22 protein-coding genes and 1 pseudogene are annotated in these 26,282 nt (G+C 70.6%); 10 read left to right on the top strand and 13 right to left on the bottom strand.

The features are described from left to right. Nucleotides 1-38: 38 nt before the first annotated feature. A complete protein-coding gene (locus F4558_RS17310) occupies nt 39-1,145 on the bottom strand; it encodes an NHL repeat-containing protein (RefSeq protein ID WP_245241339.1) in 1,107 nt (368 codons plus the stop codon). Between the two features lie 326 nt (nt 1,146-1,471). On the opposite strand from F4558_RS17310, the gene F4558_RS17315 reads away from it, so the two are divergent. The 6 genes and pseudogenes from F4558_RS17315 (at nt 1,472) to F4558_RS17340 (ending at nt 8,937) form a co-directional block, all read left to right on the top strand. Beyond that, nucleotides 1,472-1,939 carry a hypothetical protein gene (locus F4558_RS17315; protein ID WP_312877442.1) on the top strand — a complete coding sequence of 156 codons (468 nt, stop codon included), beginning with the start codon at nt 1,472-1,474 and terminating at the stop codon, nt 1,937-1,939. Continuing rightward, nucleotides 1,939-3,330, top strand: a complete 1,392-nt coding sequence (locus F4558_RS17320) for a hypothetical protein (protein WP_167945145.1) — start codon at nt 1,939-1,941, stop codon at nt 3,328-3,330. The genes F4558_RS17315 and F4558_RS17320 overlap by 1 nt, the downstream gene beginning before the upstream one ends. Continuing rightward, nucleotides 3,327-4,736 (top strand): VWA domain-containing protein, encoded by a 1,410-nt coding sequence (locus F4558_RS17325; RefSeq protein WP_053652767.1) that lies wholly within the window; start codon nt 3,327-3,329, stop codon nt 4,734-4,736. The genes F4558_RS17320 and F4558_RS17325 overlap by 4 nt, the downstream gene beginning before the upstream one ends. A 14-nt stretch (nt 4,737-4,750) precedes the next feature. Then, on the top strand, nt 4,751-5,863 hold the full coding sequence (locus F4558_RS17330; protein ID WP_167945147.1) for an ATP-binding protein: 1,113 nt from the start codon (nt 4,751-4,753) through the stop codon (nt 5,861-5,863). Further along, nucleotides 5,860-8,556 (top strand): annotated as a pseudogene (locus tag F4558_RS17335) (DUF5682 family protein); the annotation flags it as partial. The gene F4558_RS17330 and the pseudogene F4558_RS17335, both read left to right, overlap by 4 nt. Nucleotides 8,557-8,664: 108 nt before the next feature. Next, nucleotides 8,665-8,937 carry an Rv3202a family protein gene (locus F4558_RS17340; protein WP_167945151.1) on the top strand — a complete coding sequence of 91 codons (273 nt, stop codon included), beginning with the start codon at nt 8,665-8,667 and terminating at the stop codon, nt 8,935-8,937. An 86-nt stretch (nt 8,938-9,023) separates the two neighbouring features. Here F4558_RS17340 and F4558_RS17345 read toward each other — a convergent pair whose 3' ends face one another. The 3 genes from F4558_RS17345 to F4558_RS17355 all read right to left on the bottom strand — a co-directional run bounded on the left by F4558_RS17345 (nt 9,024) and on the right by F4558_RS17355 (nt 11,317). After that, entirely contained in the window at nt 9,024-9,419 is a 396-nt protein-coding gene (locus F4558_RS17345; protein WP_245241340.1) for a divalent metal cation transporter, read from the bottom strand. A gap of 111 nt (nt 9,420-9,530) precedes the next feature. Then, the gene (locus F4558_RS17350) at nt 9,531-10,355 is read right to left on the bottom strand and encodes an ABC transporter permease (RefSeq protein ID WP_231639909.1); all 825 of its coding nucleotides are present in this window, start codon (nt 10,353-10,355) and stop codon (nt 9,531-9,533) included. Further along, nucleotides 10,352-11,317: an ATP-binding cassette domain-containing protein gene (locus tag F4558_RS17355; RefSeq protein WP_312877350.1), complete on the bottom strand. Its 966-nt coding sequence runs from the start codon at nt 11,315-11,317 to the stop codon at nt 10,352-10,354. Before F4558_RS17355 ends, F4558_RS17350 begins: the two co-directional genes overlap by 4 nt. Nucleotides 11,318-11,405: 88 nt before the next feature. Between F4558_RS17355 and F4558_RS17360 the strand changes: the two genes are divergently transcribed. After that, entirely contained in the window at nt 11,406-11,753 is a 348-nt protein-coding gene (locus tag F4558_RS17360; RefSeq protein ID WP_167945163.1) for an avidin-fold protein, read from the top strand. 50 nt (nt 11,754-11,803) lie between these two features. Here F4558_RS17360 and F4558_RS17365 read toward each other — a convergent pair whose 3' ends face one another. The 5 genes from F4558_RS17365 to F4558_RS17385 form a co-directional block, all read right to left on the bottom strand. Beyond that, nucleotides 11,804-13,066: an ROK family transcriptional regulator gene (locus F4558_RS17365; protein WP_082377238.1), complete on the bottom strand. Its 1,263-nt coding sequence runs from the start codon at nt 13,064-13,066 to the stop codon at nt 11,804-11,806. A gap of 98 nt (nt 13,067-13,164) precedes the next feature. Continuing rightward, the gene (locus tag F4558_RS17370) at nt 13,165-14,268 is read right to left on the bottom strand and encodes a substrate-binding domain-containing protein (RefSeq protein WP_053652774.1); all 1,104 of its coding nucleotides are present in this window, start codon (nt 14,266-14,268) and stop codon (nt 13,165-13,167) included. Nucleotides 14,269-14,325: 57 nt separating this feature from the next. After that, nucleotides 14,326-15,624, bottom strand: a complete 1,299-nt coding sequence (gene mmsB, locus F4558_RS17375; RefSeq protein WP_053652775.1) for a multiple monosaccharide ABC transporter permease — start codon at nt 15,622-15,624, stop codon at nt 14,326-14,328. After that, a complete protein-coding gene (gene mmsA / locus F4558_RS17380) occupies nt 15,621-17,168 on the bottom strand; it encodes a multiple monosaccharide ABC transporter ATP-binding protein (RefSeq protein WP_053652776.1) in 1,548 nt (515 codons plus the stop codon). Before mmsA ends, mmsB begins: the two co-directional genes overlap by 4 nt. 612 nt (nt 17,169-17,780) lie before the next feature. Beyond that, complete coding sequence (locus F4558_RS17385) at nt 17,781-18,959, bottom strand: glutathione-independent formaldehyde dehydrogenase (RefSeq protein WP_053652777.1); 1,179 nt, start codon at nt 18,957-18,959, stop codon at nt 17,781-17,783. Between the two features lie 166 nt (nt 18,960-19,125). On the opposite strand from F4558_RS17385, the gene F4558_RS17390 reads away from it, so the two are divergent. Further along, a complete protein-coding gene (locus tag F4558_RS17390; RefSeq protein WP_157552255.1) occupies nt 19,126-20,583 on the top strand; it encodes an aminotransferase class V-fold PLP-dependent enzyme in 1,458 nt (485 codons plus the stop codon). Between the two features lie 30 nt (nt 20,584-20,613). Here the strand turns inward: F4558_RS17390 and F4558_RS17395 are convergent, their stop codons facing one another. Then, nucleotides 20,614-21,015 (bottom strand): hypothetical protein, encoded by a 402-nt coding sequence (locus F4558_RS17395; RefSeq protein ID WP_167945165.1) that lies wholly within the window; start codon nt 21,013-21,015, stop codon nt 20,614-20,616. A 292-nt stretch (nt 21,016-21,307) separates the two neighbouring features. Between F4558_RS17395 and F4558_RS17400 the strand changes: the two genes are divergently transcribed. Further along, nucleotides 21,308-22,567 (top strand): glycoside hydrolase family 16 protein, encoded by a 1,260-nt coding sequence (locus tag F4558_RS17400; RefSeq protein ID WP_053652779.1) that lies wholly within the window; start codon nt 21,308-21,310, stop codon nt 22,565-22,567. 61 nt (nt 22,568-22,628) lie between these two features. Here the strand turns inward: F4558_RS17400 and F4558_RS17405 are convergent, their stop codons facing one another. Next, the gene (locus F4558_RS17405; protein ID WP_053652780.1) at nt 22,629-23,927 is read right to left on the bottom strand and encodes a DUF1479 domain-containing protein; all 1,299 of its coding nucleotides are present in this window, start codon (nt 23,925-23,927) and stop codon (nt 22,629-22,631) included. Nucleotides 23,928-24,017: 90 nt separating this feature from the next. Between F4558_RS17405 and F4558_RS17410 the strand changes: the two genes are divergently transcribed. Then, nucleotides 24,018-25,136 (top strand): ROK family transcriptional regulator, encoded by a 1,119-nt coding sequence (locus F4558_RS17410; RefSeq protein ID WP_053652781.1) that lies wholly within the window; start codon nt 24,018-24,020, stop codon nt 25,134-25,136. Nucleotides 25,137-25,254: 118 nt separating this feature from the next. Here the strand turns inward: F4558_RS17410 and F4558_RS17415 are convergent, their stop codons facing one another. Further along, on the bottom strand, nt 25,255-25,485 hold the full coding sequence (locus F4558_RS17415; protein WP_053652782.1) for a DUF2188 domain-containing protein: 231 nt from the start codon (nt 25,483-25,485) through the stop codon (nt 25,255-25,257). Between the two features lie 74 nt (nt 25,486-25,559). Continuing rightward, the gene (locus F4558_RS17420; RefSeq protein WP_053652783.1) at nt 25,560-26,213 is read right to left on the bottom strand and encodes a M23 family metallopeptidase; all 654 of its coding nucleotides are present in this window, start codon (nt 26,211-26,213) and stop codon (nt 25,560-25,562) included. Nucleotides 26,214-26,282 lie beyond the last annotated feature (69 nt).

The raw sequence follows: 26,282 nt of genomic DNA on the forward strand, positions 1-26,282 counted from the left end.
CGGTCGACGGGCCGGGCGGGTACGCCGGTGGCTGGTCGTCAGCGCCGGAGGGTGTGCCGCCGCCACAGCACCGCGCCCACCGCGAGTAGCGCCAGCAGCGTCCCCCCGCCGGCCATCAGCGGCCAGAACTGCCTCACATCGGGGCCGCTCGCCTGCGCCGCCGGACTGCCCGCAGTGGGTGGCGGGGCTGCGGCGGCCGACTCCGCGGGTGGCGACGTCGGGGTCGGCGTGCTGCTGGCGGGGTACCGCAGGATCGTCGGACGGGTGCCCGGCTGGCTTGCGGACTCGGAGACGGTGAGCAGGGACCGTCCGTCGCGGCTGTAGGTGATCGACTCGCCCTGTGGCTCGTCGGGCAGCGCGACGATCCGGGGGGTGCCGCTGGTCAGCGCGGCGACCACGTCGCCGTTCGACACGTCGTACTCGAAGGCGTCGGCGTAGCTGCGCAGCGCCACCCGCCGGCCGTCCGGGGCGCTCGCCCCGCCGGTGATCACGTTGCGACCGACGAACGAGTACGGGTTGCTTGTGGTGGTGGACGGCAGGGAAACCTGACCGACCAACGCCAGAGCTGTGGTGCCGTCCGGCTTCAGCGCGGTGGTCGGCGCGTACAGGTAGACGGTGCCGCTGCCGCCCTTGGTGATGATCAGCGGCCGGCCCTCCCCGTCGAGCAGCATCGCCTCCGCGTCGTGCGGGCGGTCCGGGTACGTCATCCGGTACAACACCGGTTGATCGGCGCCCGGAGCGAGCCGCCACAGCCCGATCGTCTCCCGGGTGCGGTCGTTGTCACCGATGTCGGCGACCCAGATGGTGCCGTCCCGACCGATCGCCAGGTCCTCGGTGTCCCGGGGCCGGGACGGGTAGCTGACCGTCCGCTGCACCGCGCATCGATCGTCGAGGAAGAAGATCCGTCGGCGGGCCTCATTGTCGGCACCGTCGTTGACCACCACGTACCCGTCGTCGGTGGCGACCATCCCGGAGATCTCGGTGAGCCGGTCGTCGCGGATCTGGCACACCGACGCGCCGGTCGCCGCGCCCGCCGCACCCGGCGTCAGCAGCACCGTCGGTGGGACCAGGCCGGTGAGCAGAGCCGCCAGCGCCGCCCCGACGCGGGCACGCCGCCCCCAGCTCAACCACCCGCGCACCCGCATCGCCAGCCCTCCTCGTCGCGGCCGCGACCCGACCACCTGCCCATCCTGGCCGATCACGACCACCGGCGACGGCCATCGGGGCGCACGCCACACCCCTTGTCGACGTACTGACGCTCCGCCCGGTCGCGGATCCGGGGTGCCACGCACCGCCCCTGGTGGTCCGTCCCCGACGATGGCGGGCGGCCGTTTCGTCGTACCCGTAGTCCATGATCGTGTCGTCGCAGCGCCGCCGGGTCCCGGCGGTTGTGCGCATCATCCTGAGTTTGTCGATGGCGGGAGGGCCTGACGTGACGGACGCCGACGGAGCCGGCTGGCGGCGGCGCAGCGTGCTGGCGGTGGTGCCGCCTGCGCGGCCCCGCAAGCTGGCAAAGGTGCCCTTCGTCGAGCTGGCCGACGGGCGGTTGCAGGGCGTCGTGTCCAGCGGGTCGGACATCGAGCGGGTCTATGTCTCGTCGATCTCCGCCGGCACCCACGCCTACCAGTGCAGCACCAACAACAACCGGCCCTGCGGCGGCCTGCGCGGCGCGCCGTGCAAGCACCTGCAGGCGCTCACCGACGAGGCGCTCCTCCAGTACGGCGGCGCCCGGGTCGCACGCTACCTGCGGGTCGACATCGGCGACGGGGTGGCCGGCGGCGCGGACCTGCTGGCCCGGCTCGACGGCCAGCCCGAGCCGGCCTCGGCGGCGGTGGTGTTCAGTCGCTTCCTGCGCCACCTGTCGTACCTGGAGCTGGCGGGCAGCACTATCGCGCTTCCCGAGCTGCAGTGGTTCCCGGGCACCGGGGCGACCCGCTGATGCGCGGCACGCACCTCGCGCAGCTACGCGAGGTTCCGGTCGGGTTGGCCGACACGCTCGACGTGGTCGCCGGCTTCGACGACGCCCTCACCAACGGCTTCGGCCGGGTCGGCGAGCGGGACGGGGCGGCACTGGCCGCCTTCGCCCACGCCTTTGTCGGCACGCCGCTGGCCGACCCGGTCGCCGCGGCTGTCGCCGCGATCACCGCCGGGTCGGTCACGCCGGAGCACCTCGGCGCGCTCGCCGGAGCACGCTCGGCGCTGCTCGGCGCGGCGCACGACGCCCTGCTGACGCAGTTCGACACGGCGGCGGCCCGGGCACGGTCGCCATGGACGGCTCCGGCCGTCCGACCCGCCGAGGCGCTGCCCGCCCTCGCGGGTGCGCGGGCGTGGTGGCACGAGGTGGCCGTCGCCGGCTGGCGCGGTGTCGACCACGAACTGCTGTCCTCCGCCGCCTCGACGGTCGAGGCCGCCCTTGCCGTGCCGGCACTCCGTCGGCTCGCGGTGCTGCTCGACGGCCTGACCGCCGAGCTACGGGCCTGCGCACCGATCGCCACGATGGCGGAAGTGCCGGCCCGGCGCTGGGCCGATCTCTGGGCCCGGGGCGTGCTGCTCACCGAGGGCACCCAGGTCACCGACGAGGCACCACGGGTCTCCGGACGACTGCTGCCGCTCGGCGTGGACCTGCACGTCCACGACACGGCCGTGCAGGTGCAACTGCACGCCGTTCTGGAGCCGACGGGCGGCGGGCAGCCGCGGCTGGTCCGCACGGCGGTCGCCGCCGCGAAGGTGGCAACCATCGTCGGTCCGGCAGTCTGGCGGTTGCTGTCGGCGCACCCGATGCTGCTCACGGCGCTGGCCGAGCAGCGGGCACTGACTGTCACCGACCTGCCGCTGCACGGCGGCGACCTGGGCTGGGTCGATGATCGGGTCCAACTCGACGAGCCCGCGGACCCGTTCGCCACCGCCCGGGTGCTGCTCCCAGCGGCTGTCGCGGCGACGACCGCCCCACTGGACAGACACCCGACAGCCATCGGCGAGGCCGTACTCATCGAGGGCACCCCGCTCCGCGACGAGGACGGGACGCTCGCCATCGAGGTGGACGGCGAACGGGTCGTCCTGGCCGTCGACCGGTTACCGGCCGCCGGTCCCCTCACGGCCGAGCTGGTGGCCGCCTCGTCCGCCTGCCTGGGCCTGCTGCGCTGGGACGACGGGCGGTGGCAGCTCCAACCGTTCGCGGTACGCGCCACTGTGAAGCGGCGGACGGTGCAGGCGCACAACGGCGACTGGGCGTGCGGCGTCACCGACCCGAAGGTCGCCAAGGATGAGGCCAGGGCGGGCGATGCCGTGGCCGTGTTGCGCGAGCGCGCGGGACGGTTGCTGCGCCGATGACCGAGCCGATCCCCACCGGCGGGTCCGCCGACGCCAACCGCCGCCAGGTCCTCTACTGGAGGCTGCTGTCACGTCTCTTCGACCGCGACGAGCAACCGAGCCTGGAGTCGGCGAGCGTCGCTCTTGTCGACGATCTCGGGCTGCCCGCCGCCCTGCTGGACCCGGCGGTCTCGGTGGACACCATCGTGCAACGCTTCCCGGCGCTCGGGGCGGAGCTGCGCGGACTGCTCACCTCCGACGATGAGCAGGCCGCCGACAGCTCTGCTGACGACGGCCCGGCTGCCGACAGTTCCGCTGACAGCGGCTCCGGTGCCGGCGGCCCTGCTGACGGCGCGGCCTACCGGCCGGGCGAGGCCGAAGTGCGCCGGGCCGCGCTCGTGTCGAAGGTGCTGCTCAACGTGTTCGCCACCGGCTCCGGTCCGGTCAGCGCCACCCAGCTGGCCCGCTGGCAGTCCGACGCCGGCTGGTTCGAGCAGGCCCTCGGGGCCGAGCCCGGCGACCTGCGGCGGGAGGGCAGTGGGCTGGGTGCCACCCTCGCGGGGCTGGAGGGTGACCTGGTCCGGCGGATGCACCTGCGGGAGGTGCTCGCCGACCCGGCGCTGGCCAAGGCATTGACCCCGAGCATGTCACTGATCGAGCAGTTGCTGCGGGACAAGGCCAACCTCTCCGGGGTGGCACTGGCCAACGCCAAGGCGTTGATCCGGCGTTTCGTCGACGAGGTGGCCGAGGTGCTGCGTACGCAGGTGCAGCAGACCAGCGTGGGCGCACTGGACCGGTCGGTGCCGCCCAAGCGGGTGTTCCGCAACCTTGACCTCGACCGGACCATCTGGCAGAACCTGACCAACTGGAGCCCGGAGGACGAGCGGCTCTACGTCGACCGGCTCTACTACCGGCAGACCGCCCGGCGTACCACGCCGGCCCGGCTCATCGTCGTTGTCGACCAGTCCGGCTCCATGGTCGACTCGATGGTCAACTGCACGATCCTCGCGTCGATCTTCGCCGGGTTGCCGAAGGTCGACGTGCACCTGGTGGCCTACGACACCCGTGCACTCGACCTCACGCCATGGGTGCACGACCCGTTCGAGGTGTTGCTGCGTACCCAGCTGGGCGGCGGCACCGACGGCACGGCAGCGCTGGCGCTGGCCCGACCGAAGATCGCCGAGCCGAAGAACACAGTGCTGGTGTGGATCTCCGACTTCTACGAGGTCAACAACCAGGCGGTCTTCGACGGTCTACAGGCCGTCCACCGCTCCGGTGCCCGGGTCATCCCGGTCGGCTCGGTAAGCAGTTCCGGGCAGCAGAGCGTCAACCCCTGGTTCCGGCAGCGCCTCAAGGACCAGGGCACCCCGGTCATCTCCGGGCACATCCGCAAACTCGTCGTCGAGCTGAAGAACTTCCTCACCTAGGAGACCAACCCCTCATGTCCGAGATGCTGCGCGCCCCCGCCGAGGTCACGTACGCCGACGAGCTGGATTTCCTCGAGTCGGTCGACACCGGCCCGAAGCCGTTCTCCTGGCGGCTGAGCCCACGCATGGTCCGTCTGTTCATCCTTGGCTCAGAGCGGGCCGACGGCCTGTCCAGGGAGATCCCGCAGAAGTGGTTCGGCGACCGCAGTTTCGTCGAGCGGGCCATCGTCACACTGGCCTCGGATCGCGGCCTGCTGCTGATCGGTGACCCCGGCACCGGCAAGAGCTGGTTGGCCGAGTTGCTGGCCGCCGCGATCTGCCGCAACTCGACACTTGTCGTGCAGGGCACCGCCGGCACCACGGAGGACCACATCAAGTACTCGTGGAACGTCTCCATGGTGATCGCCAAGGGACAGTCCCGGGACTCGATGATCCCGTCGCCGATCATGACGGCGATGGAGCAGGGCGTGGTCGGCCGCTTCGAGGAGCTGACCCGTTCCACAAGCGACGTGCAGGACGCGTTGATCTCGATCCTGTCCGAGAAGTACGTGGCCATCCCCGAACTGGACCACGACAACATCGTCTTCGCCCAGCCCGGCTTCTCGATCATCGCGACCGCGAACAGCCGCGACAGAGGTGTCAACGACCTCTCCTCGGCGCTCAAGCGGCGGTTCAACTTCGTCCGGATCCCGGTGGTGACAAACAAGCGCAGCGAGGCCGAGATCGTCCGCTTCCGTACCGAGGAGCTGCTGCGCCGGCACCAGATCGAGCTGGACGTGCCGCCCACGCTGCTCGACATCCTGCTGCAGAGCTTCGCCGACCTGCGGGCCGGTGCCGCCGCCGCGACAAGCGACGACGAGAAGTTGGAGTCGGCGCTGTCCACCGCCGAGCAGATCGGCGTACTGGAGGACGCCATCCTGCACAGCCAGTTCTTCGGCGACCGTACGCTGCGGGCTGCCACGATCGCCGGATCCCTGGTCGGCTCGCTGGCCCGGCGCAGCCCGGAGGACCTGGCGATCCTCAACAAGTACCTGCACGGCGTGGTGGAGCCCCGCGCGCGTAAGGACGCCGACGGGTGGGCGGGCTTCCTCGACGGCGGTCGCCAGGCGATCGCGTCCCTGTCGTGACCGCACCGACCGTCACCGGCACGTTCGGCCCGCTGCGCGAGCAGCTCACCGACGCGGCGTCCGCGTTCGCGGGCTCCCCCGACGCGCTCGGTGCGATCCTCGCGGGCATCGTCGACGACGTCGACCGCGCGCTCGGCGAGCGGTTGGAGATCTTCCCGGTCTGCCACCACTCACCGGCCTCCGCGCTTGCCATGGTGCGCCGACTGCGGGCCAAGCAACCCCGGGTCATCTACCTGGAGCTGTGCGAGGATCTCCAACCGCTGCTCGGCGAGCTGCGCAACTGCCGTCTGCCAGTAGCGGTGCAGGCGTTCGCGTCGGAGCTGTCCGGTTTCCCCGCCGACTGGGGGCCGCTCAGCGTGGTCGCGCCCGTCACGGAGGCGTCGGCGGAATACCAGGCCATCGCGTACGCGCTGGAGACCCCCGGTGTGGAGCTGGTGCTTGTGGACCGCTCCACCGACCACGTCTTCCAGTGGTCGCCGCGCCAGGATCCGACCGCCGAGGGCGGCGACACCGTGCCGGCCGCGCAGACCGGCGAAGAGTCCGGGTTGCACGGCGACGCCGTCGGGGTGGAGATCGGTGACCTGCGGCCCCGATTCGCGGAGCTGGAGGCGTACCTGCTGCACCACGGCAAGGTGCGGCACTGGTCGGAGTGGTGGGACCAGTACGTCGAAGGCCCGCTGGCCGACGCCGACTACGACACCTACCGCCAGGTGATGGTGCTGATCGGCAGCCTGTTCCGGCGGTTGCGCCCGGCCGCCGCGGACCGACTGGACCGTGACGAGGACCGCGAGCGGTACATGTGGACGCGAATGCGCCAACACCTTGCCGCCTCCGGCGTCGATCCCTCCGAATGCCTCTACGTCTGCGGCGCCTTCCACGCCGCAAGCCGGGTCGAGCAGTTCGGGCTGGACTCCGTCGCCGCCGATTTCGACATCACCCCGCGCACCGCCACCCGCTGGCGGTACGGGCTGATCCCGTCCAGTCACTCCGCGATCGAGGCGCAGTTCGGCCTGGCACCCGGCTCGGTGTCGATCGCGGCGGCGACGTGGGCGAAGGCGGTGAGCCGTCACCGGCTGTCCCCGTACCGGCTGGAGGGTCAACGGGCCACGGCGACCCGGGGCCGGCGGGGCCGCGCCCCGGCGGCGCCCTCCCCTGTCGACGGCCCGGTCAGCGACGTACTCACCGGTTTTCTCTCCGCACCGCCGGCCCTGGACGGCCTCGACGAGGCGGAGTTGCGCGGCTGGTGCGTCGACATCGTCCGCCTGGCCCGCCGTAATGGATACCTGGCCAGCACCGCCGACGCGATAGCCGTCTTCGAGACCTCGGTCCTGCTTGCCGGTCTGCGTAATCGGGCACGACCCACCCCGTACGACTTCGCCGACGCGGCTGTCACCTGCATTGAGAAGGACGTGGTACCGGGCCGGCGGGACGTGCGGCGGCTCTGCGAGATCCTGTTGGGCGGCGACCGGGTCGGTCAGGTCGGTTACGACGCCCTCCCGCCCCTGGCCCGCGACGTCCTCGACCGGCTCCAGCCGCTCGGCCTGGCCCTGGAGAAGCGGTCCGTCCAACGGGCGCTGCTGGATCTGACCGGTCACCCGGAGCTGGCCCCCTGCTCGGACCTGCTGTGGATCCTTCGGCACCTGCTGCCACCGGCCGCGGTTCGCCCGATCATGGGTGAGCGCCGGCTCGGGCACCGCTCGATCCAGGAGAGCTGGGACCTGGCACTCGGTCACCACCAGCGCGCGCTCATCGAGCTGGGCTACGAGGGTGTGACAGTCGAGCAGGTCCTGGAGCAGCGGCTACGCCGGTCGGTGCGCGGCCCCGACGCCACCGCGGCCGGTGCGCTCGCCGCAGTGGAGGATGCGATTCGGCTGCTCGGCAGCCCGCGCCTGGTCGACGAGTTGGGCGCGCGGGCGGTGGACCTGCTCGCCGCCGAGCGCACCGTCGACGGCGCCCCGGACGTGCTGCGGCGTATCCGTCGGCTGTTGGCTCACTACCGGGCCACCGCGCCGAGCCTGCCGGCCTGGTGCGAGGCGTTCGTCACCACCGGGTACGCGCACTACTGCACCCTGCTGCCGACCGCCGTGACGGCGGAGGAGACGGAGGTCCGGCAGGTCGCCGCGATGCTCGGCTTCCTGTTCTCGATGGAGGGCCTGGCCCTGTCACTGGGCTGCGATAGGCACCAGTTGGAGTTGGCCGTCGCGCAGTCACATCCGACGGCGCCGGCGAAGGTCGCCCTGCTCTGGGCGGGTCAGCACCAGCTCGGCCTGCTGCCCCTCGTCGAGCTGCGGGTCCGGTGCGCTGAGTTGCTGGCCAATCCGCTGGTGGTGCCCGCCTTCCCGCAGTATCTTGCCGGGCTCGTCCACGCGCTGGAGCCGGTGCCCGGGTTGGCGCCGTTCGTCGTCGAGACGATGTCCACAGCCTTCGCCCAGCTGCCCGACCCGGTGCTGCTGCCCTGGCTGCCCACCCTCATCACCACACTGCGGGACCAGGGCCCGGAGCTGGTTCCGTTGCTGGTCCGTGAGGCCGGGCGCATCTTCCCGGGGGCGCTGCCGGAGCTGGATTCCTGGGTGCCGCCATGGCTGGCACCTCCGGCCCCTACGGGCGCGGTCACCGCTGCCGCGCCACAGCGTCTGGTGGGCGCGTTGCTGGCCGCCCACCCCGAGACCGCCGAGGCCGTGAACGCGCTCCTGACTCAGCGTGGGCGTGGGGCCGCGATGTGATCTCCGGGCATGTGGTCGGCGACGCCGGGTAGGCAGTGGCCCGGCGTCATGTCGACACCCGCCGGGCAGGAGGCTCCGATGAGCACGTACCGGGACGAACAGGACGCAACGTTTCCTCCTCCGGAGGCGGACGCCCTTGAGCAACGGCAGAACGCCGTCGACTACGGGCCGCCGGACCGGATGTCGGGTGACGTCGACCCGGAGGCGTCCGAGGCGGATCTGGCCGAGCAGGGCGCCCTGCCGGCGGTAACGCTCGAGGAGGTCACAACCCTTCCGGCCGACGCCAACCCGGCGGACGCTCTCGAACAGCGCCAGGAGATCCCCGCCCGCGACGAGGGCCGCCGAACCTGACCGGCGATGTGAGTCTGGGCCTGTCGGCCGTCTCCGCCGCCCTCGTGGGCGTGATACCTGTGAGTCATCAAGATGACTCACAGGTATCACCGCGTCAGGGAGAGGGCCGGGCCCGGCCCGCTGGCTGGGTGTCGCTCGCGCCGCACGGCGACGCCATCGACCGGCCGGTTCAGCCGGCGACGACCTGCCAGAGCAGGAACGCGTTGAGCGCGACCACCAGCACGGCCACGAGTGATGCGGCGGCCGGTGGTGAGCGGGTGGTTGACCAGGTTGCCCATCAGGTCGCGGCGGCGGGTGAAGGCGACCACCGGGATCAGCGCGAACGGGATGCCGAAGCTCAGGATGACCTGGGTGCCGACGCTGGTGGAGGCGAGGCCGGAGACCAGCAGGGCGATGGCGAAGCCGAACGCGGCGGTGGTGCCGATGGTCTCGCCGAGACCGGCGTGCACGCCTTCCAGGCTGTCGGCGACTGCTCGCTGCACCTGCCAGCCGGCCGGAGTAGCCAGGCCGCCCCCGGGCAGGGCTCGCGTCCCGAGGGCTGACCGACCGCGCCCCCGGTGGCTGGGCCCACCGGGGGCGCACCCGCCCGCTGCTCAGCCGGCCGGCCGCCGGTAACGGGCGACCGAGAGTGGGAGGAACACGGCGACCAGCACTATCGGCCAGGCCACGGCCAACCAGGGGTAGTGCTGCGCCGCCCAGGAGTCGCCGCCCCAGCCGGGGTTGCCGAACAGCTCGCGGGCGGCCCCGACGGTCGCCGAAAGCGGGTTCCACTCGGCCACCGCGCCGAGCCAGGCCGGCATGGTGGCCGGTGCGACGAACGCGTTGGAGAGGAAGCCGAGCGGGAACTCCAGGGTCTGGACGGCGACCACGGCCGACTGACCGCGGGTGACCAGGCCGAGGAAGATGCCGACCCAGACCAGGGCGAACCGCAACAGCAGGATCAACCCCACCGCGCCCAGCGTGGCGCCGGTCCCGCCGTGCGCCCGCCAGCCCACCGCGAGGCCCGTGACCAGCAGCACCGCCAGGGTGACCACGGCGAACAGCATGTCGGTCACGGCTCTGGCGACGAGGGGGGCAAGTGGTGCGACAGGCATCGAACGAAGCCGGTCGGTCACCCCGCGCTCCAGGTCCTCGGCGACGGCGATCGTGGTGAGACTGATGCCGAACACCATGGTCATCACGAACATGCCGGGCATCAGGAACTCCCGGTAGCTGCCACCGCCGGGCACCTGCAACGCCCCGCCGAACAGGTACGCGAACATCAGCACGATCAGGATGTTGAAACCGAGCGAAGCGATCAACGGGCTTGGATCGCGGCGCCACCGGGCCAGGCCGCGCCAGACGAGCGTGCCGCTGTCGGCCAGCGGAGCGGGTCGGCCGGGCGTCAGGTCCACCGTCGAGGGCAGGGTCACGCTCACGCTGCCACCTCCTCGGCGACACCGCGCCCGGTGAGGCGCAGAAACACGTCGTCCAGGGTGGGACGACGAAGGGCGACGTCGGCCACCGTGACCTGCGCGGCGTCGAGCGCCCGCAGCACCTCCATGAGGGCACCGGGTCGATGCCCGACGCCGACGCTGACCGCTCGGCGGTCCACGTCGACTGTCGGTTCGTCGTCGACCATGCGGCGTACCTGAGCGGCAGCGGCGGCGAGGTCGGCTGGATCCGCGACGACCACCTCGACTCGGTCGCCACCCAGCCGGGCCTTGAGGTCGTCCGGGGTGCCTTCGGCGATCACGCGACCGGTCTCGACCACGCAGATCCGGTCGGCGAGCTGATCGGCCTCGTCCAGGTGCTGGGTGGTGAGCAGCACGGTGGTGCCGGCGTGGACCAGCTCCCGGATCGAGGCCCACACCTCGTTACGGCCTCGTGGGTCCAGCCCGGTCGTGGGCTCGTCGAGGAAGAGCACGGCAGGCGCCAGGACCATGCCGGCGGCCAGGTCGAGGCGACGACGCATGCCTCCGGAGTATGTGGTCACCGGTCGCTCGCCGACGTCGGCGAGGCCGAACCGCCCCAACAGCTCGTCGGCACGCTGGCCGGCTCGGCGGCGACCGAGCTGGAACAGCCGGCCGAAGAGCACGAGGTTCTGCCGGCCACTGAGCGCCTCGTCGAGCGCGGGGTGCTGCCCCACCAGGCCGATCCGACAGCGCACCTGGTCGGGCTGGCGGGTCACGTCGAAGCCGGCGACCTCGGCCCGCCCTCCGTCCAGTCGCAGCAGGGTGGACAGGATCCGTACCGACGTGGTCTTGCCGGCCCCGTTCGGGCCGAGCAGGCCACACACCGTCCCGGCGTCCACCCGCAGGTCGAAGCCATCCAGGGCGTACCGGTCCCGATACCGCTTCCGTAGCCCCTCCGCGACTATCGCCGCACCGCTCGTTGTCACATCCATCCCCTTCCGACGCATCGAAGGCGTCTACCGTACAACATACGGTAAGAGGTACGGGAACAGTTGATCGAGTACCTTCGGCGGCATGACGATCTCGTTGGACGGTCGGCGTTTCGCCGCCGAGACGGATGTGGTGGCCGGTGAGGTGGGCACGGAGACGGTCTTCGCGTACCACGAGCGGGCCGGCGAGGTGTGGGCCGAGTACGCCGGGGGGTCCATCCGCCGCGGCTACCTCGTCGGCACCCGCGAGGGCGACCGGCTCGACTTCCGCTACGTCCAGCTCAACGCCGAGGGACAGACGTCCTCCGGGCACTGCGTCTCCGAGGTGACGGTGCTGGCCGACGGCCGGCTGAGTCTGCACGAGACCTGGTCCTGGGAGTCGCGGCCAGGCAGCGGCACCAGCGTGGTTCAGGAACTGCCCGGTCCCGCGTAACGGTCGGGCCTCTCAGGCGGCGTCCGGGCAGGCAAGGCACGCGGCAGGCGCTAGGCCGATTCGGGGCAGCCGACCTGGCCTGCGACGCCGACGTTGAGTGGGTCGGCCAGCAGCTTGTCGAAGGCCAGTTCGGCGGCGCCGATCAGGACGGCGTTCTCGTCGAGGGCCGCCGGTTGCAGCCGCAGGTGCTCGCGGGAGACCGGAAGCGGCATGGTGTCCAGCCGCCGCCGGACGACGTCCGCGCCAGCGATGAAGACGTCGCGCAGCGATCCGCCGAACACGACGGCATCCGGGTTGACGACGTTGACCAGGTTGCCCACGCCGAAGCCGAGCCAGTCGGCGACCTGTTCGACGGCCTCCCTGGCCCTCGGGTCGCCGTCGGCCGCCGCTGCCAGCACCTCGGCCACAGCGGCGCGGTCACCGGGGTCCCGGCCGGCGTGGCGCAGCAGGGCTGCCTCGCCGACCTCGGTCTCCCAACAGCCGCGCGAGCCGCAGCCGCAGGGCAGACCGTTCGGGTTGACCACCATGTGGCCGACCTTGCCGCTGTGACCCTGGTGGCCCATCACCAGCCGTCCGGCGACGATGATGCCGGCGCTGATGCCCACGTCGCCGTGCAGGTAGATGAGATCGTCGACGTCCGCTGCCACGCCTCGGATGTGCTCGGCGAGGCCCGCGATGTCGGCCAGGTCACCGGTCACGAAACCCGGGCCGGGGGCGAACTCGGCGTCGAGGGCGGCACCCAGACTCTCGTCGACGCTTGCGATCCGAATGCGGCCGTCCGGATCACGGGTGGTGTCGGTGACGGCGACCGCGCCGCCGACAAGCAGCGTGTCGGGTGCGACGGCGCGTTCCATGTCGCGGACGAGGTCGGCCAGGGGGCCGACGGCGTCGATCGCCGACATGCCACCGGGACGGACGACCTCGCGCAGGTCGAGGATGCGCCCGCCCAGGCCGACCCGGGCGGCACGCAGCCGGTCGGCGTCGATGCTCAGGGCGTTGGCGTAGACGCGGTCGGAGCGAGGGCTGACCACCAGCGAGGGACGACCGGCGCGGCGAGCGGTGGTCGGCACCTCCTCGGTGACCAGGCCACTGGCGGTCAGTTCGGCAGCCAGGGCACCGATGGTGCTGCGGTTGAGGCCGAGACGGCTTGTCAGCTCGGCCCGGGACGTCGGTCCGTGCAGGTGGACGTAGCGCAGGACGGCGCCGAGGTTCTGCCGCCGGATCTCCTCCTGGCTCGCGCCGGGAACCGACTGCAGTGGGGATTCGAGGTTACGGCCGACGCCGGCTGGTCCGGACCGTGCGGGTGTTGCCACGGTCAGACCTCCTTCCGGGTCGTTACCTGTGGTGCTGAAACGACGATGGGTCCCGGAACAGGAGATCCGGGACCCATCGCGTTACCTGCGGTACAGAATTACTTGGTGAGCGGCGCGAGCTTCGGGTCGTTGGCGTACGCCTCGGCCGCGTTCGCCTTGGTGACGGCGACCGGCGGGAGGAGGTACGTCTCGACGACCTTGCTGCCGTTGTTGTAGGACGAGGTGTCGTTCACCTGCGGCTTGTCACCGGCCTGGAGAGCCTTGACCATGTTGATGGTCTCCTTGACCAGGTTCCGCGTGTCCTTGTTGATCGTCATGTACTGCTCGCCAGCGACGATCGACTTGACCGACTCGACCTCGGAGTCCTGACCGGTGACGACCGGGACCGGCTTGCCGGCGCCCTTGACCGAGGTCAGGATCGCGCGGGCCAGGGTGTCGTTCGGGGAGAGGACGCCGTCCAGCTCCTTGTTGCCGTAGGTCGAGGTGAGCAGCTGGTCCATGCGGGCCTGCGCACCCTCGGCCTTCCAGCCCTGGATGGCGGTCTGCTTGACGTCGGTCTGCTTCGAGGCGACGACAACGTTGCCCTTGTCGATCTCAGGCTTGAGCACGTCCATGGCGCCGTTGAAGAAGACACCGGCGTTGTTGTCGTCCGGCGAGCCGGAGAACAGCTCGATGTTGTACGGGCCGTTCGGCTTCTTGGCCTTCATGCCTTCCAGCAGGGCCTGGCCCTGGAGCTGGCCGACCTTGAAGTTGTCGAACGCGACGTAGTAGTCGAGGTCCGGCGTGTTGGTGATGAGCCGGTCGTAGGCGATGACCTTGACGCCGGCCTGGTGGGCCGCCGCGACCTGGGTCGACAGCTGAGCGGCGTCGGTCGCGCCGATGACGATGACCTTGGCGCCCTTGGTCACCATGGCGGTGATCTGAGCCTGCTGGTCGGCGACAGTGGTCGACGCGCCGGCGTACTGCACGTCAGCCTGGAAACCGGCCTCCTTGAGACCGTTGCTGAAGAGGTCACCGGCGAGGACCCAGTTCTCCGAGGTCTTGGCCGGCAGGGCGACGCCGATCAGCGAGTTCGCCGCGAAGCCCTTGGCGTCTCCGTTGGAGCCACCGGACTCCTCGCTGCGGCCGGAGCCGCAGCCGGCGAGGGCCAGCATGGCGGCGGCGCTGATGGCCACCACCGACGTGCCGAAGGATTTACGCATGGTGAGGACTTGCCTTTCTGGAAAGGGTGGAGACGGGTGGTGAGGGTCGGTGGCCGTTCAGCCGGACACCGCTGCCTTGGCGGGCTCGCGCTCCGCGTCCGGCGGTGAGGCGGGCGGTCCGGATTCCTCGCGACGGAATGGCCGCATCAGGCTTCCGATGATCGAGAAACGACCCTGGCTCTTGTTGTAGACGTCGATCGCGACGGCCAGCAGCAGGACCAGCCCCTTGATGATCTGGACGCGGTCGGTGCCGACGCCCATCAGTTGCAGGCCGTTGTTGAGCACGGCCATCACGAGACCACCAACGATCGACCCGCTGATGGTGCCGATACCTCCGGAGACGGCCGCGCCGCCGATGAAGACCGCGGCGATCGCGTCCAGTTCCCAGCCGTTGCCGTCCTGCGGACCGGAGGCCGCCGAACGGGCCACGAAGATCATGCCGGCCAGCGCTGCCAGCACGGACATGTTCATCATGACGAAGAAGTTGACCCGCTTGAGCTTCACGCCGGACAGCTCGGCCGCCCGGGAGTTGCCGCCCACCGCGTAGATGTGCCGGCCACCTGCCGTGTTGCGGGTGTAGAAGGAGTACGCGATGACGAGCGCGACAAGGATGATGCCGGAGATCGGGAAGCTGGTGCCGACACGACCGCTGGCGAAGCGCAGCGCGGCGAAGGCGATGACCCCGACCATGACACCCATCCGCAGGATGGAGATCCACATGGGCGCCGGGTCGGCGTCCATCTCGCGGCGGGTCTTGCGCGCCTGGAGTTCGCGCCACACCACGGCCACCGCCGCGGCGAGGCCGAGCAGCAGTGTGGCGTTGTTGTAGCCGGTGTCCGGCCCGAACTCGGGCAGGAAGCCGGAGCCGATCTGCCGGAAGCCCTCGGGCACCGGGATGGTGTTGGCGTTACCGATGAACTGGTTGCCGCCGCGGAAGAGCAGCATGCCGGCCAGGGTCACGATGAACGCCGGTACCCCGATGTAGGCCACCCAGAAGCCCTGCCAGGCACCGATGAGGGCACCGACTCCGAGGCCGAAGAGGATGGCGAGGGGCCAGGGCAGTGACCAGTCGGCCATCGCCTTCGCCACGAGGATGCCCGAGAAGGCGGCGACGGACCCGACCGAGAGGTCGATGTGCCCGGCGACGATCACCATGAGCATGCCGATGGCCAGAATCAGAATGTACGAGTTCTGCTGGAACAGCGCGATCAGGTTGTCCGACCGCAGCGTCAGGCCGTCGGTGAGGATCTGGAACAGGACGACGATCGCCACCAGGGTGAAGATCATCCCGAACTGGCGAGCGTTGGAGGTGGTCCCTCCGAACAGGTTCTTCTGAAGGTCCTTCAATCGGCTCATCGTGTCAGCATCTTCTTCGTAGAGGTCATCTGCTTCATGAGGTTTTCCGGTGTGGCATCGGCCCGGGCGATCTCGCCCGTGATGGCGCCTTCGAACACGGTGTAGATGCGGTCGCAGAGCCCGATCAGCTCAGGCAGCTCCGAGGAGATGACGACGACGCCCTTCCCCTGGTCGGCGAGCCGCTGGATGATGCCGTAGATCTCGTACTTGGCACCCACGTCGATACCGCGCGTCGGCTCGTCGAGGATCAGCAGGTCCGGGTCCGTGAACATCCACTTCGCCAGCACCACCTTCTGCTGGTTGCCGCCGGAGAGCTTGGAGACGCCCTCGTCGACCGTCGGCGCCTTCGTCCGCAACTCCTTGCGGTACGCCTCGGCCGCCTTGTATTCCTCCACCTGGTCCAGCACGCCCCGGTGGGAGATCTTGGACAGCTTGGCGGCCACCGTGGACGCCTTGATGTCGTCGAGCAGGTTGAGGCCGATCGCCTTGCGGTCCTCGCTGACGTACGCGAGCCCGTGGTCGATGGCGTCGGCCACCGACTTCAGGACGATCTCCTTGCCGTCCTTGATGATCGTGCCCGACTCGTACACCCCGTACGAGCGGCCGAACACGCTCATGGCCAGCTCGGTGCGGCCGGCGCCCATGAGGCCGGCGAAGCCGACGATCTCGCCGCGGCGCACCACGAAACTCTCGTTCTTGCAGACCTGCCGCTCGGCGGAGATCGGGTGCCGCACGTTCCAGTCGCGGACCTCGAAGAAGACCTCGCCGATCTTCGGGGTGTGGTCCGGGAACCGGCTGCCCAGCTCGCGGCCGACCATGCCCCGCACGATGCGGTCCTCGTCGACACCGTCGGCCTTGACGTCGAGCGTCTCCACCGTCCGGCCGTCGCGCAGGATGGTGATCTGGTCGGCGATCGCCTCGATCTCGTTCAGCTTGTGCGAGATCATGATCGAGGTGATGCCACGCGAGCGGAAGCCGCGCAGCAGGTCGAGCAGGTGCCGCGAGTCCGCCTCGTTCAGCGCGGCCGTCGGCTCGTCCAGGATGAGCAGCTTGACGTCCTTGGCGAACGCCTTGGCGATCTCCACCAACTGCTGCTTGCCGACCCCGATGTCCTTGATCAGGGTGTCCGGGTCCTCTTGGAGGCCGACCCGGGCCATCAGGTCCAACGCCATCCGGTTCGCGGCCTTCCAGTCGATCGCGCCCCACTTGCGTGGCTCGTTGCCGAGGAAGATGTTCTCGGCGATCGACATGTCCGGAATGAGCGCGAGCTCCTGGTGGATGATCACGATGCCGGCGTTCTCGCTGGCCCGGATGTCGGAGAACCTGCTCTCCGACCCCTGGTAGATGATCTGGCCGTCATACGTGCCATGCGGGTAGACCCCGCTGAGGACCTTCATCAGCGTGGACTTGCCTGCGCCGTTCTCGCCGCAGATGGCATGGATCTCGCCGGCGCGAACCACCAGGTTGACGTCGGAGAGGGCCTTGACTCCGGGGAACTCCTTGGTGATGGAACGCATCTCAAGGAGGATCGGCACGTCGCTCATCGCTCGTACCACCTCGCCAACGTCATCGTTGCCTCCGGAAGGTTGGACCTTCACTTGGTTTTGTTGTTGTCGGCAACGTATTGCGGCGGACGGCCGATCTGCAAGGCGAGGGACTGTTGAAAAGGTAACAATCCGGCAATATTGACGTGATCCATTGTTCACGTGCACCAGCAGTCCCAGGAGCCCCTCGCCGCCCGCTAACAGCAGCCGTGCGCCCCGCGGAACCCACGCTCGCGCCTTGATCGAAACCGATCTTCGACCACCGGGCTCCCACCAGGCAGGACCCATGGCCGCCGGGCGCGAGGCAGCCGGAGGCCGGCGGCCACCAAGGCGCGCCAGCCCACCCAGCGGCGGTATGCGCCACCGGCGCTACATCAGAATATTTCGATGTTATCGATAACTCCGTTGGCCCGGCCAATCGAAAAGGATCGGTGCCCCGCAGTCGTCATCTCACGGCGCTCCGAAGCCCCGTCGTGACACGCTGTCCCCCGCTGCGCCGATCGTGCCCGTCTGCCCGGCCCACGCATCGGACGACCACGCCCGAGCCCGGTCGCCGTCGGCGCGGGAGCGACCTCTCCGCAACGAACCGGGCCCCGGTGACGCCGCGACCTGTCAGCTCGGGTGCAGCACCGCCTTGATCACTCCGTGCTCCCGCCGGTCGAAGCTGCGGTACAGCTCCGGAGCGTCGGCGAGGCTGCCGTGGTGCGTGACGATCACGCTGGGTCGGGCACGGCCGGCGACGACCATGTCGCGCAGCAGCACCGTGTAGCGGCGGTCGTGCGTACGCCCGAACCGCACCGCGACACCCTTGCCGAACAGCGTTCCCCAGGGGGCGCGCAGGTCCTCGTGGCTGCTCGCCCCGGGGCGGGGATGCAGGTCCCTCTCCGGGTACACACCGGCGACAGCGATCGCCCCGGCGGGATTCACCAACCGGGCCGCGTCGGCGATCACCTGGTCGGGGCGCTCCTGGTCGGGGCGTTCCCGGTTACGGGCCTGGAACCCGACCGCGTCGATGACCTTGTCGATCCCGCCCAGCTTCTCCTCGCCCAGCGGCAGCCCGGCACGGGCGCGGTCGGCGCGGATCTGCTCGACCGGGTCACCGTGTCGGAAGTCGACAGGCACCGCGCCGATCTCACCGGCCTTGTCGAGCCGGGCGTCGACGCCGTCCACGCAGTACACCACCCGTGCGCCCCGGATCAGCGCCGAGTAGGCGCTGAGCAGGCCGATCGTTCCGGCGCCGAACACTGCCACAGTGTCGCCGGGCTGTACGTCGGCGAGCGCGGAGGCGGCGTGCCAGCCGGTGACGAACGCGTCCGCCAGCAGGACGAAGTCGTCCTCGTACGCGTCACCCGGCTCCCCCGGCAACGGCACGCAGTTCGCGTCGGCCCACGGCACACGCAGCAGGTCGGCCTGGGCACCCCGGTAGGGGCCCATCCCGGCGTAGCCGTACGCGGCACCCGGCCCCTCGGCGCGCGCCCGCAGGCAGGCCGCCGAGAGCCCTCGGGCGCACATGACGCACGTACCGCAGAACAGGTGCGTCGGCATGACCACGCGGCTGCCCGGCCGGACGGTATGCACCCCGCTGCCCACCTGCTCCACCACGCCCAGCGGCTCGTGACCGAGCACCAGCCCGGGGTCCGCGCCGGTGCGCCCGTCGTACATGTGCAGGTCGGTGCCGCACATGGCGGTGGAGGTGATCCGCACGAGCGCGTCCGTGTCCGCCTCCAGCGTCGCGTCGGGCACCTCCCGCACGGCGACGGACCGCACGTCGGCGTACACGACGGCTCTCATCCCGACCCCCTCGCGCGGTAACCGTAGAAACGCCGGTCTTCCCGCCGCCCGCGCGATCATGCAACCTGTAGCCGGGGTGCGCGCAGGTCGGCGTCGCGACAGACATCGCATCGGCGAGGCACGATATTCAGGCGGACACGTCACCGACCGGATCGGGGCCTTCGCCATGACGACCGAGCAGAGCACACCGACGGCCATGCGGGGGTACGCCGACACCGCCCGGCTCGACGAGCTGCGCGCCACCGAATACCGGCACCTCGACCAGGGCGGCCGGGTCTATCTCGACTACACCGGGGCGGGGGTCGCCGCGCAGGCGCAGGTACGCGCCCACCACGACAGGTTGCTCGCCGGCCTGTACAGCAACCCGCACTCGGAGAACCCCACCTCGGTGGCCTCCGGCGCGACAGTGGGATCGGCCCGCCGCGCGGTGCTCGACTTCTTCCGTGCCGACCCCTCCGAGTACGCGGTCGTCTTCACTCCGAACGCCAGCGGAGCGTGCCGGCTGGTCGGCGAGGCGTACGACTTCGGCCGGTCGTCGCCGTTGGCGCTGACCTGGGACAACCACAACTCGGTCAACGGCATCCGCGAGTACGCCCGATCAGCCGGAGCGCCGGTGCGGTACGTGCCGTTGGCCGGCCCGGAGCTGCGGGTCGCCGAGTCGGATCTGGTGCGGGTGCTGGACGCCGGCCATCGTCGGCTTCCCGGGTTGTCGGGTCGCCCATCCCGGCGTGGACTGTTCGCGTACCCGGCGCAGAGCAACTTCTCCGGGGTGCAGCATCCGCTGAGCTGGGTGGAGCTGGCCCACCAGCACGGCTACGACGTGCTGCTCGACGCCGCCGCGTTCGCGCCGACGAACCGGCTGGATCTGAGCGTCGTACGACCGGAGTTCGTCTGCCTGAGCTGGTACAAGCTGTTCGGGTATCCGACCGGCGTGGGCGCGCTGCTGGCCCGTCGGGACGCGCTGGCCCGGCTGCGCCGGCCGTGGTTCTCCGGCGGCACGATCCGCGCGGTGAGCGTGCAGGGCGACTGGCACCGCACGATGGACGACGAGTCGGCGTTCGAGGACGGCACTCTCAACTTCCTGAGCATCCCGGACGTGGAGTTCGGGTTGCGCTGGCTCGACTCGATAGGCGTGGATCTCGTGCACACCCGGGTCGGGCTGCTCACCGAGTGGTTGCTGGCCCGGTTGACCGCGTTGCGGCACGGCACCGGCCAGCCGCTGGCTCAGGTGTACGGGCCGGTGACGGGCGAGGGTCGGGGTGCCACTGTGACGTTCAACCTCCGTCGCCCGGACGGCACGCTTGTCGACGAGCGGCTGGTCGCGCGGGAGGCCGCATCGGCCGGATTCCTGCTGCGGACCGGCTGTTTCTGCAATCCGGGCGCGGGCGAGGAGGCGTTCGGGATCAGCCGGGGCCTGCTGCGGCGACGGGTGCCCGCCCGGCTCGACTCGATCGACCAGTACCTCCACGCGCTGCGGTTGCCGATCGGCGGCGCGGTTCGCGTCTCGTTCGGGCTGGTGTCCACGGCGGACGACGCGCAACGGTTTCTCGCGTTCGTCGAGTCGACCTATCTGGACCGCGACGCCACGAGCGGGCCGCCCCTGCCGCCCCGGCTGCGCTGTTGACCGGCTGCGCGGCCCGGTGGCGGGGTGTCGCTAGCTGACCTGGGCGACCGGCGCGGCGGTGTGCCGCTTCGTCTCCTCCATGAACGGGAACCGGGCGGTGAGCTCGGCGAGCGTCGCCCCGGCGTGCCAGGCCGCAGCCATCTGGGCGACCTGGAGCAGGTCCATGGCGTCGCCCCGGGCCTGCACCTCACCGTCGACCCGGAGATCGACCATGAAGTACCGGGCCTGTGAGCCGAGCCCGACGCAGACGACTCCCTGGTCGGAGTGCAGTTCGGCGCAGGTGAACCGGGCCCGTCCCTGGTCGGGGGCTGTCACCCGGCCGATGTCGAGCTGGTGCGCGGTGGCGGTTTCGATGAGCGCGGGGGCCAGGCCATCCCGCTCGACCAGGTCCGGGTAGAGGCGCACACCCAGCGCCGTCGACGCGTCGCTCATGACTGACTCCCACTTCCTTGTGACAGAGACCAGCAGCTCGCACGTTACGGCGAGGTTTCGAGCGAGCTTTCGTCATCCTGTCCCGCGTGGACGCCGACGGCAATAGCAGGAGTCGATTCATCCCCTATCGGAGGAAGGCGCGCTTCGCCCTTCTGGCAGGGCGACTCGGCCACTCCTTTAATTGGAAGGACTCTTGACAGAAAGGCGCCATATCGACATCCTTCGTCGAAAGAGCGCTCTCCGGATTTTCCGGCGCGAAGCCTCCGCCACCTCTCCCGCTGAGGAGCCTCCCGTGTTCACAGCCCGTCCCGCCCCCCGCCTGCGACCCTTCGTCCTCGCGGCGGTCGCGCTCATCGCCACCGCCGCCGCCCTCGTCGTACCCGGACACAACGACCAAGCCGAGGCCGCCATCGGCCCGATCACCTGGCAGGACGAGTTCAACGCCTCGGCCGGCACGCCCGTCGACCAGAACAAGTGGCGCTTCGACATCGGAGGCGGCGGCTGGGGCAACAACGAGCGGCAGTACTACACCAACAGCACCAGCAACGCGGTGCACGACGGCCAGGGCAACCTCGTCATCACCGCCCGCCGGGACAACCCGGCCAACTACCAGTGCCACTACGGGCGCTGCGAGTACACGTCGGCGCGACTGCTGAGCGCGTCCACATTCACCCAGACGTACGGCCGGTTCGAGGCCCGCATCAAGATCCCGCGCGGCCAGGGCATCTGGCCGGCGTTCTGGATGCTCGGCACCGGCGGCGGGTGGCCCGACGCCGGCGAGATCGACATCATGGAGAACATCGGCCGGGAGCCCAACACCGTCTACGGCACCGTGCACGGCCCCGGCTACTCCGGCGGCGGCGGCATCACCGGCAGCCGCACCGTCGGCAGCCCGCTCGCCGACGGCTTCCACACCTACCGAGTGGACTGGGAGCCGAACCTCATCACCTGGTACCTGGACGGTGTGCAGTACCACCAGGTCAACCCGGCCCGGCTGGGCGGCAACCGTTGGGTGTTCGACCACCCGTTCTTCATGATTCTCAACGTGGCTGTCGGCGGCAACTGGCCCGGCTACCCGGACGGCTCCACCCAGTTCCCGCAGCAGATGCTCGTCGACTACGTCCGGGTGTCCGGCTACACCTCCGGCGGTGGCGGCGACCCGGCGCCCGGCACCAGCCGGATCCGCGGCGCGCAGAGCGGCCGGTGCATCGACATCCCCAGCGCCAACCCGGTCGAGGGCGCGAAGCTCCAGATCTGGGACTGCAACACCACCGCCGCGCAGGCGTGGACCTTCGCCTCGGACGGGACCGTCCGCGCCATGGGCAAGTGCATGGACCCCGCCTGGGCCGGCACCGCGAACGGCACCGAGGTCAACCTGGTCACCTGCAACGGCAATCCCGCGCAGCGCTTCACGCTCAACGGCGCCGGCGACCTCGTCAACATCAGCGCCAACCGCTGTGTGGACGTCCGGGACGCCAACCCCAACAACGGTGGCAAGCTGCACCTGTGGGACTGCAACGGTGCGTCGAACCAGAAGTGGTCCCGCATCTGAGTACGGCACCGACGGCCTGCGGGCCGCCCGACACCGTTGTCGGGCGGCCCGCTGCCGACAGTCAGTCCAGACCCAGGCCGCGCCGACCGGTGGAGTTGAGGTCGTCGGCCTGGAATCGGTTGGACCAACTGCGCTCGTAGTGCTCGGCCGGAAAGTCGGTCGGGCTGGACCCAGTCCGGAAGGCGTCGCGGACGGCTGCCGAGTACCGCTCGTTGCGCGGGCACCACGGCGCCGCGGGGATGTACATGACGTTGCCCCAGCCCTGCTGGTCGCGTACCGGCGCGACGCTGTGGATCATGTCGCAGTGCCACCACACGGAGTCGCCCGCCCGGACGTCGGGGATGCCGGAGAGGGCCTCCAGCAGCAGCGGATGCCACCGCTCGCTCACCGGGAAGACCTGGTTGACGGTGACGCCGCACATGTCGTCCTCCGGTACGTCGGGCAGCAGCGGCCGGAGCATCAGGTAGGCCATCGCCTCGGGGATCGGGACGGTGTGCAGCACGCCCTGGTCGTTGTCCATGTCGGACAGCGCCGTCCAGCCCTGGAAGGTGCGGAAGGCCGAGCACATGGTGCTGCCGGGGTACTGCGGGCCGGCGGTGCGGTGGGCGGCGTCCCAGGGGTCGTACTCCTCGACCGTCCCGTCGAAGAGGTGCCGGAACGCCCGCTGGTACGCCTCGGTCATCCACAGGTCGAGCGTGCCGGGGTCGAGGTGGGTGCCCAGGCCGTTGGAGTCGGCGCCCGGTGGCCGGCGGCGGATGCGGTCCGGGTAGAGCGAGTCGCGGTCGGGGTCGAACCAGCGCACGCCGTCGGACTCGTGCTTCCACTGGCTGTTGAGAAACGCCTGGACCCGGGCCATCCGGTCGCTCTGGCGGGCCTGCATCTGAGCTGCCGACCAGTAGATCGGGTAGATCTCGGGCTTCGACCCCACACTGCCGAAGAAGTCGTCGCCGGGGCCCCGGTAGGTCTCGAAGAACCTGTTGGACTCCACGTAGTCGACGATGTCGCGGTCCCAGTCCAGCGCCTGCTGGCGGTCGAAGTGCCCGCGTACGACCAGGCAACCCCGCTGGCGGAGCTTCGCCAGCGCCTCCGCCGAGACGGTGCCGGCGGCGATGTCCGCGTACTCGATGACGGGCCAGATCGTCTCGCCGCGGCCCCTGGCGGCGGCGATCTCCTCGACCCGCGCCCGGACACGCTGCTCGACGACCGCGAACACCTCCTCGACAGTCCGGCCGGACGCCTCGATCCGGGCCCGCAGCGCCGCCTTGACCTCGCGGATGGCGGACGGAAGGTCGGCCGGGGTCGACTCCCAGTGCGGTACTGACGGGAGCGGGGCGACGGCCAGGTCGGGCTGGGCGTTCATGGCGCGACTCCTTCTAGTAAGGGCTCCTTCTTGGAAAAGACTCTAGGTGCGTTCACCGTTCCAGGCAAGGCTCCTGCCTAGAATCCTGGCGTGACCACCGCCAAGCCCTCCCTGGAGCTGCTCCGCTCGCTTACCGACGAGCACGTGCTCCGGGAGCTGATGCGGCAACGACGGCTGACCCGGGCCGACCTGGCAACCCGCAGCGGCCTGTCCAAGCCCACCGTCGGGGAGAGCGTGCGCCGGTTGACCGAGGCCGGGCTTGTCGTCGACACCGGGGAGCGCACCCCTGGCGGTCGGGGCATGGGCCGCGTCGGCTCGTACTACGCGCTCGCCGGCTCAGCGGGCACCGCCCTGGCCGTCAGCATCGCCCCGGACGGGGTGGTGGTCGAGCGGGTCGACGCCCACGGCGACATCGTCGGACGGACCCGGCACGACATCAGTCGGCCCGCACACGCCGAGCGGGTGGCCGCCGCAGTGGGCACCGCAGCGACGCAGGCGGGGCAGGGCGGCGGAGGAGCCATCCGGCTGGCGGTCGTCAGCGCCGCCGACCCGGTGCACCGGGTCACCGGCCGGCTGATCCGGCTACCGGACGCGCCGTTCCTGCTCGGCGACCTCGACCCGGTCGCCGTGCTGACGCCACACGTCGCCGGGCCGGTCGTCGTCGACAACGACGTCAACTGGGCGGCGCAGGCCGAGCGCGACCTCGACCCGGCCGGCCTGAGCGACTTCGCCTACGTCTTCCTCGGCGAAGGGCTGGGGTGCGCGGTCGTCAGCGACGGCGCGGTACGCCGGGGCCACAGCGGTGTCGCCGGGGAGATCGCCCACCTGCTGACCACCGGCCCGGACGGCAGGGCAACCCGGTTCATCGACGTGTTCGCCGATCTGGGCCTCCGCCATGCCGGCACGACCGCCATCGACGTCGAGCGGGTCCGCCGCCTTCCGGCAGCCGGCAGGGCGGCGTTGGGGCAGGCCGTCAGCGGCGTGCTCGCCGCCGTCGTGGCGCTCGCCGACCCCCGGCTCGTGCTGATCGGCGGCGCATGGGGCACCCATCCGCCGATCCTCGACGCCGTCACCAACGTCTTCAGCGGAATGCCCCGGCACGTCGAGGTGCGTCCGGCACGACTCACCGACGAACCGGCGCTCACCGGCGCCCGCGCGGAAGCCCTCGACCGTCTACGCTCGGCAATCATCGCCCGCCGGACATCCTGACCGCGACGGCCCTCCGCCGGGCGCCACGCGCGTTTGGACCTGCCCGCCCGGCCGGACACAGAGCGGACCCCGCCGGCCACGCCGACGGGGTCAGTCCGCGGAAAAAGGTGGGAAGCTGTCAGCCCGCGATGTCGCGCGGGTCCCGGCTGCGCGGGTACGTGTTCTTCTCCCCGATCGTGCCGTCCTGCTTCTTGATCACGTGCTCGACCCCACGGTCGGCAGCCATCTCCCGACCCTGGGCCTGCGCGTCGGCCTTGCCCTCATGCGTGCTGCTGGCCCGCTCGTTGCCCTCCGCCTTGTTCTTCCACTGCCCGTCCTCTTGGTACGTGTCGACGTCACCCTTGGCCATGGCCTGCTCCCTCCGTGCGCCTCTGCACTGTCCTTCGATCAGTGCCCCGAGCCGGGTCGGGCAAAACGCCGTCCTCAGGAGACGCAGTTGTTGCTCGTGCGCCGCAGCGTCTGTTCGCGCTCGTCGGTGGTGATACCCGACGGCGTACCGTCGAAGTGGGTTTCCACCTTCTCCCACCCCCGGCGCTGCTCGTAGTGCAGGTGCGGTGCGCCGGAGTTGCCGGTGCTGCCGAGCCGCCCGATCTGCTGGCCCTGCGTGACCTCCTGGCCCTCCTTCACCAGCGGCGGTTCGAGCAGGTGCAGGTACTGCGTCTCCCACTTGCCGCCGTGGTCGATCTTCACCCAGTAGCCGCCACCACGGCCGCGTGGACCTTCCGGGTTCTCCGGGGTACGTCCGCCCAGGGTTCCGTTGATGCCCGCCACTGTGACAGTGCCGCCGTAGGACGCGAGGACTGGCCGCCCCCACGCCTCGCCCTCGATCGGGAACAGGTCGACGTCGAAGTCGTCGTGCCCGGGATAGGTGCTCAACTGCCAGGTCTCGCCGCAGGCCACGGGCATCTGGAAGAGCGGGCGCGGACCCGGCGGGCGCAGCAGCGGCACGACGACCACTGCCACCCCGACGACGACCGCCAGCGCGACGAGCCCGACGAGGACACCGATCAGCCGGCTCCGGGGGCGGCGGTGGGTGCGGGCTCTGCGGGGGCGGCCGGTCGTCACCGGCCCGAGCATGACAGACGCCGGCAACGCGTGGGATCCGGGCGGTTGCCGGCGCCAGCTCACCGCTCCCCGGCGGCGGTG

Origin of the sequence: Micromonospora profundi, assembly GCF_011927785.1 — a bacterium.
Taxonomy (GTDB): domain Bacteria; phylum Actinomycetota; class Actinomycetes; order Mycobacteriales; family Micromonosporaceae; genus Micromonospora; species Micromonospora profundi.